This is a genomic window from Catellatospora sichuanensis, assembly GCF_007483665.1.
GTDB classification, from domain to species: Bacteria; Actinomycetota; Actinomycetes; order Mycobacteriales; family Micromonosporaceae; genus Catellatospora; species Catellatospora sichuanensis.
Genome location: NZ_VIQO01000013.1, coordinates 266,566 through 279,961 on the forward strand (window position 1 = coordinate 266,566; position 13,396 = coordinate 279,961).

General features: G+C 72.1%; 12 protein-coding genes. 7 read left to right on the plus strand and 5 right to left on the minus strand.

The window, feature by feature from the left end:
* Window positions 1–74: 74 nt before the first annotated feature.
* Window positions 75–653 carry a PT domain-containing protein gene (locus FLL47_RS26225; RefSeq protein WP_144123221.1) on the plus strand — a complete coding sequence of 193 codons (579 nt, stop codon included), beginning with the start codon at window positions 75–77 and terminating at the stop codon, window positions 651–653.
* A 139-nt stretch (window positions 654–792) separates the two neighbouring features.
* Here the strand turns inward: FLL47_RS26225 and FLL47_RS26230 are convergent, their stop codons facing one another.
* Window positions 793–1,374 (minus strand): TetR/AcrR family transcriptional regulator, encoded by a 582-nt coding sequence (locus FLL47_RS26230; RefSeq protein ID WP_144123419.1) that lies wholly within the window; start codon window positions 1,372–1,374, stop codon window positions 793–795.
* A 169-nt stretch (window positions 1,375–1,543) separates the two neighbouring features.
* On the opposite strand from FLL47_RS26230, the gene FLL47_RS26235 reads away from it, so the two are divergent.
* From FLL47_RS26235 to FLL47_RS26245, 3 genes are all read left to right on the plus strand, one after another.
* A complete protein-coding gene (locus FLL47_RS26235; RefSeq protein WP_144123222.1) occupies window positions 1,544–1,996 on the plus strand; it encodes an SCP2 sterol-binding domain-containing protein in 453 nt (150 codons plus the stop codon).
* Window positions 1,997–2,081: 85 nt separating this feature from the next.
* The gene (locus tag FLL47_RS26240; RefSeq protein ID WP_144123223.1) at window positions 2,082–3,293 is read left to right on the plus strand and encodes an acyl-CoA dehydrogenase family protein; all 1,212 of its coding nucleotides are present in this window, start codon (window positions 2,082–2,084) and stop codon (window positions 3,291–3,293) included.
* Between the two features lie 114 nt (window positions 3,294–3,407).
* Entirely contained in the window at window positions 3,408–4,973 is a 1,566-nt protein-coding gene (locus FLL47_RS26245) for an AMP-binding protein (protein ID WP_144123224.1), read from the plus strand.
* 84 nt (window positions 4,974–5,057) lie between these two features.
* On the opposite strand, the gene purD is transcribed toward FLL47_RS26245, so the two are convergent.
* From purD to FLL47_RS26260, 3 genes are all read right to left on the minus strand, one after another.
* Window positions 5,058–6,305 (minus strand): phosphoribosylamine--glycine ligase, encoded by a 1,248-nt coding sequence (purD, locus tag FLL47_RS26250; RefSeq protein WP_144123226.1) that lies wholly within the window; start codon window positions 6,303–6,305, stop codon window positions 5,058–5,060.
* 33 nt (window positions 6,306–6,338) lie between these two features.
* Window positions 6,339–7,304 (minus strand): type IV toxin-antitoxin system AbiEi family antitoxin domain-containing protein, encoded by a 966-nt coding sequence (locus tag FLL47_RS26255; RefSeq protein WP_246158607.1) that lies wholly within the window; start codon window positions 7,302–7,304, stop codon window positions 6,339–6,341.
* A gap of 143 nt (window positions 7,305–7,447) precedes the next feature.
* Complete coding sequence (locus FLL47_RS26260; RefSeq protein ID WP_144123228.1) at window positions 7,448–8,740, minus strand: adenylosuccinate synthase; 1,293 nt, start codon at window positions 8,738–8,740, stop codon at window positions 7,448–7,450.
* A 127-nt stretch (window positions 8,741–8,867) separates the two neighbouring features.
* On the opposite strand from FLL47_RS26260, the gene FLL47_RS26265 reads away from it, so the two are divergent.
* Together FLL47_RS26265 and FLL47_RS26270 are read left to right on the plus strand one after the other, a co-directional pair.
* On the plus strand, window positions 8,868–9,815 hold the full coding sequence (locus FLL47_RS26265) for a diacylglycerol kinase family protein (RefSeq protein WP_144123230.1): 948 nt from the start codon (window positions 8,868–8,870) through the stop codon (window positions 9,813–9,815).
* 69 nt (window positions 9,816–9,884) lie between these two features.
* The gene (locus FLL47_RS26270) at window positions 9,885–11,672 is read left to right on the plus strand and encodes a chromosome partitioning protein (RefSeq protein ID WP_246158610.1); all 1,788 of its coding nucleotides are present in this window, start codon (window positions 9,885–9,887) and stop codon (window positions 11,670–11,672) included.
* A gap of 71 nt (window positions 11,673–11,743) precedes the next feature.
* Here FLL47_RS26270 and FLL47_RS26275 read toward each other — a convergent pair whose 3' ends face one another.
* The gene (locus tag FLL47_RS26275; protein ID WP_144123425.1) at window positions 11,744–12,151 is read right to left on the minus strand and encodes a DUF3151 domain-containing protein; all 408 of its coding nucleotides are present in this window, start codon (window positions 12,149–12,151) and stop codon (window positions 11,744–11,746) included.
* Between the two features lie 75 nt (window positions 12,152–12,226).
* Between FLL47_RS26275 and FLL47_RS26280 the strand changes: the two genes are divergently transcribed.
* Complete coding sequence (locus FLL47_RS26280) at window positions 12,227–13,330, plus strand: LOG family protein (protein ID WP_144123232.1); 1,104 nt, start codon at window positions 12,227–12,229, stop codon at window positions 13,328–13,330.
* The last annotated feature ends 66 nt before the right edge of the window (window positions 13,331–13,396 follow it).

Genomic DNA, 13,396 nt, shown 5'->3' on the forward strand with positions numbered 1-13,396 from the left:
TCCCAGCCCATCCTGAGGTTCGGTCGAGCGAGCCCTGAGCCGCGGCGCGCAGGCTCGCGCAAGTGAAGACGCCGATGAGACACCCCCGCGCCGCCCTCACCGCCGCCGTCGCGATCGCCGTGCTCGGCCTCGCCGCGGCCTGCGGTTCCGGCGACGACACCACCGATCAGACCGCCTCCGGCGGGCAGGCGAGCGGGTTCGCCGCGTACACCGCATGCCTGAAGGAACAGGGCATCACCCTGCCGGAGGGCTTCGGACAGGGGCAGGGACAGGGCAGACCGTCCGGTGCGCCGACCGCCCGGCCCACGAACCAGCCGACCGCCCGGCCGACCGTACGCCCCAGCGGGCAGCCGGGTGGTTTCGGCGGCCCCGGCGGGGGTATGCGGGCACCGGACGGCGTGGACGCCGAGAAATGGCAGCAGGCACAGCAGGCTTGCGTAGCGGTACGCCCCAGCGGCGGACCCGGAGGAGGCTTCGGTGGCAACCGGGGCGACAACGGGGCCAACGCGGCGTACCGCAACTGCCTCGCTGAACGCGGTGTGGAGTTCACACCCGGGCAGCAGCTCGCGACCGCCGATCCGAAGGTGGCGGCGGCGATGCAGGCCTGTGCCGTGCTTCGCCCCACCACCACACCGAGCCCGGCGGCGAGCTGACCGCATCTCCCAGCCGACCGGGCTGGTGGACCGGAGTCGGTCCTGGCGGTGCTGTCCCCCCGTGCAGCACCACCGGACCGGCTCCCCCGTGACGAAAGGCCCGCTCACCCAGGTGAGCGGGCCTTTCTCGGATGCCGGGTCAGGCCGGTGGACGCCAGGCCACTCCGCGCATGAGTTGGTCCGCGCCGAGCCAGACGGCGTTCATCAGGCGCGTCGCCGTACGCCCGGGGTCTTCGTCGGGGTGGTCGGCGAGCCAGTCGGCGAGCGACTCGCTCGCGCCGACCAGCGTCAGCGCCATGGCGGTGAGGTCGTCGGGTTTGACCTGCCGCCCTTCCAGGCGCAGCGCCCCGTCGAGGCGATCGGTGATCACCTCGACGACCGTCTCGCGCATCGCGGCGACCTCCACCGAGAACGGCTGCTGGGTGCGGGCCTGCCGGTAGAGCACCGACCAGCCGTCGCGGTGCGCGCCGACGAACTCGAAGAAACCTTTGAACCCCTGCCACAGTTGCCGGTCCGGAGGGAGGGTGGGATCGGCCGCCGCGGCCAGGCCGCTGACCAGGCGCGCCGACTCGCGGCGCAGGCAGGCGATGAACAGCTCCTCCTTCGTGCCGAGGTACGCGTACACCATGGGCTTGGACACGCCGGACAGTTCGGCGATCTCGTCCATGTTGGCGTGATGGAATCCCCGGCGGGAGAACACCAGCACCGCGGCGTCGAGCATCTGCTGCTCGCGTTCCGCCCGCGGCACCCGGCCGCGCGGGGTGTCTCCGGCGCGTGGGCCAGCCGGCGCGTCGTCACCTGGAGGAAGTGGTCTGCTCTGCACCTTGCCAGCCTACCTACTCCGTCGTAAGGTTACGCACGAGTAAGTTTCAATGTTTTTGGAGGACATCATGGCCGACTTCGACCTGTCTGACTTCAGCTCTCTCGACCCGGCGCAGTTCGCGTCGCTGGTCAAGAACGCGTCTGACGCCCAGCTGAACGAGGTGCTCAGCGGCGACCTGCGGACGAAGGTGCTGGACGAGATCTTCCGCCGCATGCCCGGCCTGTTCCGCCCGGATCGCGCGGGCACCACCGAGGCCGTCATCCACTGGATCATCACGGGTGCCGCCGACGGCGGCTCGGACACCTACGAGCTGGTCATCTCCAAGGGCGCCTGCACCCTGTCCGAGACCCCGGTCAACGAGCCCAAGCTCGCCGTGACCGTGGGCCCGGCGGACTTCCTCAAGGTCGTCTCCGGCAACGGCAACCCCGTCATGATGTTCATGACCGGCAAGCTCAAGGCCAAGGGCGACCTGGCGCTCGCGGCCAACATCGCCAACCTCTTCAACATCCCCAAGGCCTGAGCTTGAGCGAGCGTAGCGAGCTCAACATGAGGCCCTGGGAAGGTCATGGTCGTCGTTCGCGAAGCGGGCGACGAGCATGACCGGCATGGAGTTCTCGCTCGATCTGAACGAGGAGCAGCGGGATCTGCGGGACTGGGTGCACGGCTTCGCCGAGCAGGTCGTGCGCCCGGCCGCCGCGGAGTGGGACGAGCGGGAGGAGACTCCCTGGCCCGTCATCGCCGAAGCCGCGAAGATCGGCCTGTACGACTTCGAGTTCCTGGCCAACCTCTGGGCGGACCCGAGCGGCCTGTCCATGTGCATCGCCAGCGAGGAGCTGTTCTGGGGTGACGCCGGCATCGGGCTGGCCATCATGGGCACCTCCCTCGCGGTCGCCGGGATCTTCGGCTCCGGCACCCCCGACCAGATGGCCGAATGGGTGCCGCAGTGCTTCGGCACCAAGGAGGACCCGAAGGTCGCCGCGTTCTGCTCGACCGAGCCGGAGGCCGGCTCCGACGTGGGCGCCATGCGCACCCGCGCGGTGTACGACCAGGCCACCGACGAGTGGGTGCTCACCGGGCAGAAGGCGTACGCCACCAACGGCGGCATCGCCAACGTGCACGTGGTGACCGCCGTCGTCGACCCGGAACTGGGCTCGCGCGGGCAGGCCGCGTTCATCGTGCCGCCCGGCAGCAAGGGCCTGCACACCGCCCGCAAGCTGCGCAAGCTCGGCATCCGTGCCTCACACACGGCCGACGTGTTCCTGGACGAGGTCCGGGTGCCCGGCAACTGCGTGCTGGGCGGCAAGGAGAAGCTCGACGAGCGGCTGGCGCGGGCGCGGTCCGGGCAGCGCTCCTCGGGCCAGGCCTCGATGCGCACGTTCGAACTGTCCCGGCCCGCGGTCGGCGCGCAGGCGCTGGGCATCGCGCGGGCGGCGTACGAGTACGCGCTGGAGTACGCCAAGACGCGGGTGCAGTTCGGCAAGCCCATCGTGGAGAACCAGGCGATCGCGTTCGCGCTGGCCGACATGCGCCTGGAGATCGACGCCGCGCGGCTGCTGGTGTACCGGGCGGCCTGGATGGGCCGCAACAACCGGCCCTTCACCGCGGGCGAGGGCTCGATGTCCAAGCTCAAGGCGGGCGAGGTCGCGGTGTCGGTGACCGAGAAGGCGCTGCAGATCCTCGGCGGCGCGGGTTACCTGCGTGAGCATCCGGTGGAGCGGTGGTACCGCGACGCCAAGATCTACACGATCTTCGAGGGCACGAGCGAGATCCAGCGTCTGGTGATCGCGCGTGCCATCACGGGCGCCTCGCTGCGCTGACGCCGCTTCACCCATAGACGGCGGTCCGCTTCGGCGGGCCGCCGTCTTCACTTTACAGTTACCGATCAGTAATATCCGGGTAACCCTGACGATCGAACGAGAGGCCTCACCGTCGTGGACCTGCTCTTCATTGTCCGCACCCTGGCCCGCCGCGGGCTGCTCAGCCCCGGCAGCCCGACCCGCGTCGCCGACCAGCTCAACACGCTGCGCCGGTGGGGCTTCACCCTCGCCGGCGAGCTGCGCGCCGCCGAGGCCCGCGACCCGCACCGCACCGCCGTCATCGACGAGCACCGCGGGGCGATCACCTACCGCCAGCTCCTGCACCGCGCCCAGCGCCTCGCCGTCGCGCTCGGCGGCACCCGGGGCGTGGCGCCCGGCGTACGCGTCGGCCTGATGTGCCGCAACCACGTCGGCCTGATCGAGGCCATGGTCGCCTGCTCACTGCTCGGCGCGGACGCCGTCCTGGTCAACACCGCGCTGTCCGCGCCGCAGCTCACCGCCGTGGCCGAGCAGCAGCAACTGCGCCTGCTCATCCACGATCGCGAGTTCGCGCCGGTCGCCGCGGCCGTGCCGTGCGAGCGGCTCGACGAGTCCCGGGTCGACGCGCTGGTCGCGGACACCCCGTCGCAGGGCCGCTGGTCCGACGTCAGCCGGGCGGGCCGCACCATCGTGCTCACCTCCGGCACCACCGGCGCGCCCAAGGGCGCCCGGCGACCCACCCCGCCGGGCTTCGGACCGCTGGTCTCCATCATCGACCGCATACCCCTGAAGGTCGGCGAGCGCATCCTGATCTCCGCGCCCCTGTTCCACACCTGGGGGTACGCCGCGCTCCAGCTCTCCCTGGCCATGCGCGCCACCGTGGTGCTGCAGCGCCGGTTCGAGCCGACGGCCACCGCGCACGCCGTCGACGTGCACGGGTGCACCGCCCTGTTCGCCGTGCCGGTGATGCTGCAGCGGCTGGTCGAGGCGGGCGCGGTGCCCGCGAAGCCGCCACGTGTCGTCGCGGTCAGCGGATCAGCCCTGCCCGGTGGCCTGGCCACCCGGTTCATGGACACCTGGGGCGACTGCCTCTACAACCTGTACGGCTCCACCGAGGCCTCCTGGGCGTCCATCGCCACCCCCGCCGACCTGCGCCGCGACCCCGGAACCGCGGGCCGGCCCCCGCACGGCACCCGGATCGCGATCCTCGACCCGACCGGCCTGCCCGTGCCCCGCGGCCGCATCGGCGAGATCCACGTCGGCAACGAGATGCTGTTCGAGGGATACACCCGCGGCCCCGGCGTCCCGCCGCCGCCCGGCGACCGCCCCGACGGCATGCTAGGCACCGGCGACCTGGGCCACCTCGACGCCGAAGGCCTGCTCTACGTGGACGGCCGCGCCGACGACATGGTCGTCTCCGGCGGCGAGAACGTCTTCCCCCGCCCTGTCGAGGAACTGCTCAGTCAGCTCCCACAGGTCCGCGAGGCGGCCGTGATCGGCGTCGCCGACCCCGAATACGGCCAGCGCCTGGCCGCCTACCTGGTCCTACACCCCGGCCAGCACCTCGACACCGACGAGGTCCGCGAGTACGTACGCCACTACCTGGCCCGCTTCAGCGTCCCCCGCGACGTCCACTTCGTCCCCGAACTCCCCCGCACCGCCACCGGCAAGGTCATCCCCCGCCTCCTCCGCACGATGTAAAGGAAGGGCACCTTCTTAACGCTATGCGTTGTAGAAGGTGCCCTTCTTAACGGTCCACTCGTGTTTCGGCAGGTCAGGGGCTCGTCAGCGCCAGGGGGAGACGACGCGGCCCTCCTCGGCCGCCAGGGCGATGTCGGTGCGGTACTGCCCGCCCGCCAGCTCCACGTGCGACACCAGCTCGTACGCCGCCGCCCGTGCCGCATGCAGGTCGTGCCCCGTCGCCGTCGCGCACAGCACCCGCCCGCCGGCCGTGCGCAGCACGCCGTCCGCGTCGCGCCTGGTGCCCGCGTGGATCAGCCCCTCCGCGCCGGTGATCTCGTCCCCGGTACGCGCGCTCGCCGGATACCCGGCACTGGCCAGCACCACGGTCACCGAGAAGGCATCCTTCCACTGCAGGGCGGAGTGTCCCGCCAGCTCGCCGGTGGCCGCCGCGTACAGCAGCCCGCCCAGCGGGGTGTCGAGCAGCGCCAGCACCGACTGCGTCTCCGGGTCGCCGAAACGCGCGTTGAACTCGATCACCTTCGGGCCGCCCTCGGTGATCGCCAGACCGATGTAGAGCAGGCCGGAGAACGGGGTGCCCGCGTCGCGCATCTGCTGCAGTGTCGGGTGGGCCACGGTCGCCATGACGTGCTCGACCAGGTTCGGCGGCGACCACGGCAGCGGCGCGTACGCCCCCATGCCACCGGTGTTCGGACCGGCGTCGCCGTCGCCGATGCGCTTGAAGTCCTGCGCGGGCAGCAGCGGCACCGCGGTCACGCCGTCGGTCACCACGAACAGCGACACCTCGGGCCCGTCGAGGTACTCCTCGATGACGACCCGCCCGCACTCGGCGGCGTGGGCCAGCGCGGCGGCACGGTCGTCGGTGACGACGACGCCCTTGCCCGCGGCCAGTCCGTCGTTCTTCACCACGTACGGCGCACCGAACGTGTCCAGCGCCCGCGCCGCCTCCTCGGCCGTCTCGCACGTGAAGGCACGCGCGGTCGGCACCTTGGCGGCGGTCATGACCTGCTTGGCGAAATCCTTGGAGCCCTCGAGCCGCGCGGCGCTGCCCGACGGACCGAAACACGGGATGCCCTTGGCGCGTACCGCGTCGGCGACCCCTGCCACCAGCGGCGCCTCCGGCCCCACGACCACCAGGTCGGCCTCGACCTCCACCGCGAGCCCCGCCACGGCCTCCGGCGACAGGATGTCCACCTCCCGCAGTTCGGTGGCCACCTCCGCGATCCCCGGACTCCCCGGCGCCACGATCACGGCGGTTACCCCCGGATCCCGCACCAACCCCAGCACCAGGGCGTGCTCCCGCCCCCCACCACCAACCACGAGTACCCGCACACCCCCACCCTACCTTCCGGGTTGATCATGAACTTATGGCACGGGTCGACGGCGATTCATGTCCACAACCTCATGATCACCCTGCGGCGTCGATGCGAGCGCGCGCCGGACGGTGCGGGGGATCAGTTGGGGATCCTGGGTGTCGGGCCAGGTGAGGCGGATGACGCGGTAGCCGGCGTTGACGAGGTCGTTCTGGCGTTGGCGGTCGCGGTATACGGCTTCGGGGCGGTCGTGGACCTCGCCGCCGTCGGCCTCGCCGATCAGCCGCGCCGCGCGCCACAGCATGTCGACGCGGGCGAGCACCTGGCCGGACGCGCCGGTGATCACCGCCTGCAGTTCGTCAGGCGGCACGCCGCCATCCGCGCAGCGCAGGCGCGCCCGGGTCTCCAGCGGCGACTCCGCCCGCCCGTCCGCCTGCTCGATCCAGGTCCGCGCCGTCGCGGCTCCCCGTCGGCCGAACATGAGCCGCGGCAACTCCGTGAGGTCCTCCTCGGTGAGCAATCCCAGGTGGAGCGCCGAGTCGAGGACCGACACCGCAGCCAGGCGGTCGAGTCTCAGGAGCAGATCCGCGACGGTACGCCGCACCGACGTCACCGCGATGCCGTCGACCACGGTGACATGCTCGGCGGCCAGGGTCAGCTGGTGCGGCACCACGGTTGCGTCGGTCAGCCGCCGCGGCACCGCCATCTTGCCCGGCAGGCTGACGTGCAACCGGGTCTGCGGACGCAAACCCTGCAACCCGTGCACCGCCGCGGCACTCTCCAGCACTGCGACAGCGTTCGGCCCGGCGCTCAGCACCGCCGCCCGGACGAGCGCCCGTGGCGAGTCGGGCACACCACGCATATCGGCATCAACCAGGTAGACGCCGCGGCTCAGCGCCCGCCAGACTCCCCGACGGAGGAAATTCTTGACAGAAGCGGTGGATAACTCCAGGTCGCGACACTGGGCAGCGGTGATCAGACCATCCTGCCGCTCGGCAAGGCGTTGCACAGCAAGCACATCCGTCAGCCTGAGCCGCCCAGACCCAGCTCACAACCCCTGTGGACAACCCCTGTGGACAACCAGGACCGTCCCCGGTTCGATCATGAACTTATGGCAGCGACACACCGTCGAGCCGTGCCATAAGTTCATGATCAACCCAGCTAGAGGGCCAGCATGTCGTGGCGGACTACGTTTTCGTCGCGGCCGGGGCCTACGCCGATCATCGAGATGCGGGTGCCGCAGAGTTCTTCGAGGCGTTCTATGTAGCGCTGGGCGTTGTTGGGGAGTTCGGCGAAGTCGCGGGCCTTGGAGATGTCTTCGAACCAGCCGGGGAGGTATTCGTAGATGGGTTTGGCGTGGTGGAAGGCGGTTTGGGTCATGGGCATCTCGGTGAGGTGCTCGCCGTCGACCTCGTAGCCGATGCAGACGGGGACCTGCTCCAGGCCCGACAGGATGTCGAGCTTGGTGACGACGAGGTCGGTGATGCCGTTGACGCGGACCGCGTAGCGGCCGATGACGGCGTCGAACCAGCCGCAGCGGCGCGGGCGGCCGGTGGTCGTGCCGTACTCCCCGCCGGTCTTGCGCAGGTGCTCGCCCATGTCGTCGTGCAGCTCGGTCGGGAACGGGCCCGCGCCGACACGTGTGGTGTAGGCCTTGATGACGCCGATCACGGAGCTGATCCGGGTCGGCGCGATGCCCGCGCCCACGCAGGCGCCGCCCGCGGTCGGGTTCGACGAGGTGACGAACGGATACGTGCCGTGGTCGAGGTCGAGCAGGGTGGCCTGCGCGCCCTCCATGAACACGGTCTTGCCGTCTTCGAGGGCCCTGTTCAGGATCAGGCGGGTGTCGGCGATGAACGGCTTGAGCCGCTCCGCGTAGGTGAGGTACTCCTCGACCACGGCGTCGACGTCGAAGCCCTTGCGGTTGTAGACCTTGAACAGGATCTGGTTCTTCTCCCGCAGCACCAGCTCCAGCTTCTGCCGGAGGATGCCGGGGTCGAGCAGGTCCTGCACCCGGATGCCCATGCGGGCGACCTTGTCGCCGTAGGCGGGGCCGATGCCGCGGCCCGTGGTGCCGATGCGGGCGGTGCCCAGGTAGCGCTCGACGACCCGGTCCAGCGCCCGGTGGTGGGGCATGACCAGGTGCGCGTCGGCGGAGATCAGCAGGCGGGACACGTCCACGCCGCGCTCGGCCAGGCCGTCGATCTCGGCCAGCAGCACCTTCGGGTCGATCACGACGCCGTTGCCGAGGACGATCTCCGCGTTGGGGTGCAGCGCGCCGCTCGGCATCAGGTGGAGGGCGAACTTCTGGCCGTCCGGGGTGACCACGGTATGGCCGGCGTTGTTGCCTCCGGAGAAGCGGACGACGTAGTCCACTCGTGATCCGAGCAGGTCGGTAACCTTGCCTTTGCCCTCGTCGCCCCACTGGGCGCCGAGAAGCACGATCGCTGGCATCTTTCCTTCGCCTCCTAGGCGAGCCGCGGGCCGCCCACGGCTGTGGTGACCCCGGGGTGCCAGGCTAACAGCTTGATCGGGCGCGCATGCCCGGGCAAGGCCGGAACCCCGGAGAGGACGACGCACGGTGTATGACGTGGTGCTGCTGAGCATGGCGGAGCCTGAAGGCGGCTGCTGTGGTTCCGACGGCTGCGGCGACGGTCACAGCGACGCGCCGCGCCCCCGGGTGCCGGTGCTCCACTGCGCGGACGCGCTGCGGGCCGCCGGGGCCCGGGTGGAGACCGTGGTGGCCTGCTCCGACACCGAGATCGACCAGGTGCTGGCGCGGCTCGACGGGCCGCCCCGCGAGGACGGCCTGACCTGGCCGGACGCCGACGGCAAGACCCGGCTGGTGATTGCGGTCACCGACGACGGGCAGTTGCGCCATGTACTGCGCCGCCTGGTGCGCCGGTATGCCCCGGCCCCGTCGAAGCGCCCCGCCGAGCTGCCCGCCGGGCGTACCGTGCCGGATCTGCCCGCGCTCGCGGTGCTGCCGATCGATGCGGCCGCGGTGGACTTCGCGGCGCAGCTCGGCCTGCCCCGGGAGCCGGCCGCGGTGGCTGCGGCGGTGCTCGGCGACCGGGCCCGGCGGCTGGACCTGCTGCGTCACGACGGCGGCTCGGTGACGCTCGACGGCGTGCTGCTGGCCGGTTCGACCGAGGACGGTCAGCCGGTGCAGTGGGCGGGCCGGGTGGAGGTCGACGATGCGGTACTGACCGACGGCGCGGAGCCGCTGCTCGCGGTCGCGGTCGCGAACGGCTCGGGGGCGACCCTGCTGGACGGGCTGCCGCTGCTGACCGCCGCCGACCCGGCCGACGGTGTGATCGATGTCGCGGTCGCGGTGCCGGTCCGGCACAAGCCGCTGTTCGGTACGCCGCGGCTGCGGATCGAGGTGCGTCGGGCGCGCGGCCGGGCGGTGTCGGTGACCCCGCGCGACGCGCAGGTTCCGTTCGCCGACGACGGGGTATCGGGCGAGCTGACCCGAAAGCGCTCCTGGTGGGTGGAGCCTGCGGCGTGGGCCGTCTATACCGGCTGACGGGACCTCCTGCCGGGGTGTGCGCACTGACTAGGCTGCAGGGGCAGACGGCACTGGGGAGTGATGGCGATGACGGAATGGGAGTGGCCGCCGGACGAGATCAGCGGCCCCGCTGAGGACAGCAAGCCGATCGTGCGCGGCCAGGGCGCCCGAGCGTCCGCCGCGGTGCCACGACCGGACCAACCCATGGCCGGCGTGCCGATGGCGGTCCCGGCCCCGCAGGCGGGCATCCCGCTCGCGGGCCCGCAGCCGGTGGCGGGCGGCGCCGACCTGACCCGCACCATGCAGGTGCCACTGCCGCCCCTGCCGCAGCGCGAGCGCACCGCGGTGCCGCTGCCGCCGACGGCAGTGCCGGTGCAGCCGCACAGCGCGCCCATCCCGCTGCCCCCGCAGCAGGCGGCCCCGCCGATCCCGCCGCCGCCCGTTCCGGCCCCGCCGACGGCTCAGGCGGCACCGCAGGCCGGGCCTGCCGTGCCCGCGCCACCGGCCGACCCCCGTGCGGGCGCGCCGACACGGGCCGCCGAGGCCCGCGCCGCGGCACCCGTCGAAGCCCGCGCCGCGGCACCCGTCGAGGCCCGCGCGACAGTGCCGGTCCCGCCCGCCGAACCGCGGGCGACCACACCTTTCCCACCCGCCGAGGCGCGCGCGGCCGTGCCTTTCCCGCCCGCTGAAGCACGCGCGGCGGTACCCTTGCCCGCTCCCGAGGCGGCGACGCCGGTCGCCGATTCGGGCGCCAGGCCTGCGTCCGCGACCGCCGCGGTGCCCCCGCCCCGGCCGGCCGTCACGGCCGTGCCTCCGCCGCAGACCGCACCGGGCGTATGGCCGGTGTCGCCGTCACCGCACATCCCGCCGCTGCCCACCACGCCGGCCCCCGCGCCGCCGCAGTTCGGCGCGCCGCAGCAGCCCGGCCCCGGCGGCGAGGTCTACCTGCCCACGGCCGAGGAGTTCGCCCGCCGACGGGCCACCCGCCCCGCCGATCCGGTCGCCCACATGGGTATCCAGGCCGCGCTGCGCAAGTCCACGTTCGGCCTGCTCAACCTGAGCCCCGGGCAGCGCGAGCAGGAGATCCGCCGCGCCACCGACCTGGTCCGGCGCAACTTCGGCGGGCTGCGGCAGATCACCGTGGTCAACCCGAAGGGCGGCGCGGGCAAGACCGTGGCCGTGCTGCTGCTGGCGATGACGTTCGGCCGCAAGCGCGGCGGGTACGTGCTGGCCTGGGACAACAACGAGACCCAGGGCACCCTCGGCATGCGCTCCCAGCAGGACTTCCACTCGCGTACGGTGCGCGACCTGATGCGCGACCTGCACCAGTTCCAGGGCTCGCAGAGCCGCGTCGGCGACCTGTCCCAGTACGTGCGTTCGCAGGGCGACGGCATGTTCGAGGTGCTCGCCTCGGACGAGTCCGCCACCGCGGGCGAGATGCTCACCGCGCACGCCTTCGCGGAGATCCGCGAGGTGGTCAGCCGCTTCTACAAGCTGATCATGGTGGACACGGGCAACAACGTGCGGGCCGAGAACTGGCAGGCCGCCATCGACGCAACCGACCAGCTCGTGGTCACCATGTCCGCCCGCAACGACTCGGCGGAGACCGCCGCCCGGATGCTCGACCACCTGGAGCAGACCGGCCGCAGCCGCCTGGTCCGGCAGGCCGTCACCATCGTCTCGCTGCCGCCGAGCCGCCGCGAGCTGGACATCCCCGCCATCGAACGGCACTTCGCCGCGCGCACCCGGGCCGTGCTCATCGCGCCGTACGAGCGCATGCTCGACTCCGGTGAGCCGATCGACTACGGGCGGCTCACCGAAGAGTCCCAGGACGCGTGGCTGCGTATCGCCGCGTCGGTCGCCGAGGGCTTGTAACCGGGGGCTCCGCCGGAGTGGGGCGGGCGCTGGCCGCGCAGAGCACGGCCTGGTAAGCGCCCGCCCGTGCCTCAGGAGTTGAGGGCGTCGAAGGCGGACGGGTCGCAGTCGCGCAGGAACTGGGCGCAGCGGGCGGCCTCGTCGGCCTCGCCGATCTCGGCGGCGGCGACCGAGAGCGCGTGCAGGCAGCGCAGGAAGCCCTGGTTGGGCTCGTGCGACCACGGTACGGGGCCGTGGCCCTTCCAACCCGCGCGGCGCAGCTGGTCCAGGCCGCGGTGGTATCCGGTACGGGCGAACGCGTACGCCGGAACGGGCTGCCCTGCGGTCAGCGCGAGCTGCGCCAGCGCGGCCCAGGCTGCGCTGTACGTCGGGTGCGCCGCGGCGACGGAGGTCGGGTCCTCGGCTGCGGCCAGCGCGGCGTCGGCCGCCTCGTCGGCGGGCAGCAGCGTGGCAGGAGGTTCGGGCATCAGGTTCTGCATACGGACATTCAACCCGGCTCGGGTGCCGATGTCCCCGCGCTGCGCTGAGGGTTTCGTCACGGGCATACTCGCCTGATGTCTGCTGCGACCCCGTTGGAGATCGAATCTCTGGAGGAGCTGGCCGAACGGCTGGCCGAGAAGAGCCTGGCCGGGCTGACGGTGCAGGGGCTGACCATCGGCGCCGACCTGTCCCGGATCAGGGTGAAGGATGCGGTTTTCATCGGCTGCACGTTCCCGAGCCTGGCCGCGGAGGCTGCGCTGGTGCGCCGGGGCGCGCACGTGGTGCCGGTGGCCGACTGGGTGCCGTACCCGACGCATCCGGCGCGCCTCTACACGGCCGCCGACCTGACCGCCGGGTTCGCCGAGGGCGGCTTCGCGGGCATGTACGACACCCGGGTGTACCGGCACTTCGTCGCCGAGGGCGGCCCGAACGCGGGGGTCCGGGAGGCGCTGGCGCAGCGGCTGCACGACCACGGCATCGACAACGCACTGCACGACGCCCTGGCCGCGATCGAGCCCCGGCGGCGCATCGGCATCATGGGCGGGCACGCCGAAGTGCGCGGCAGCGACGCGTACCGGATGGCGGCGGCGATCGGCCACGCGCTGGGCGGGCACGGCCGCCTGGTGCTGACCGGCGGCGGCCCCGGTGTCATGGAGGCCGCGAACCTGGGCTCCTACCTGGCCGCGTACCCGGCGGCGGCGCTGGACGAGGCGATCGGCCGGCTGGCCGCGGAGCCGGACTTCCATGCGCACGACCCGTACACGAAGGTCGCGCTGCACGTGCTGGCCGAGTTCCCGGCGGCGGACCCGTGGGCGGGCGGCCTGTCCGTGCCGACCTGGCTCTACGGCCACGAGCCGGCCAACGTGTTCGCGGGCCAGATCGCAAAATACTTCTCGAACGCGATCCGGGAGGACGTGATCCTGAAGGCGGCCCGCGGCGGCATCGTGTTCGCCCCGGGCCGGGCGGGCACCGTGCAGGAGGTCTTCCAGGCCGCCACGAAGACCTACTACGCCACCGACGGCGACAGCGGCCCGTTCGTCTTCCTCGGCCGTCGCTTCTGGACCGAGCAGCTGCCAGTCACGGAACTTCTGCGCACCCTCCTCAACGGCGCCGCCCTGGCCGACCTGGTCCACGTCACCGACGACGTCGACGAGGCCCTGACCATCCTCTGCGAGTGAAAGGAAGGGCACCTTCACATCGCTCTGCGTAGAGGAAGGTGCCCTTCTTAACCTCGCACCACACGC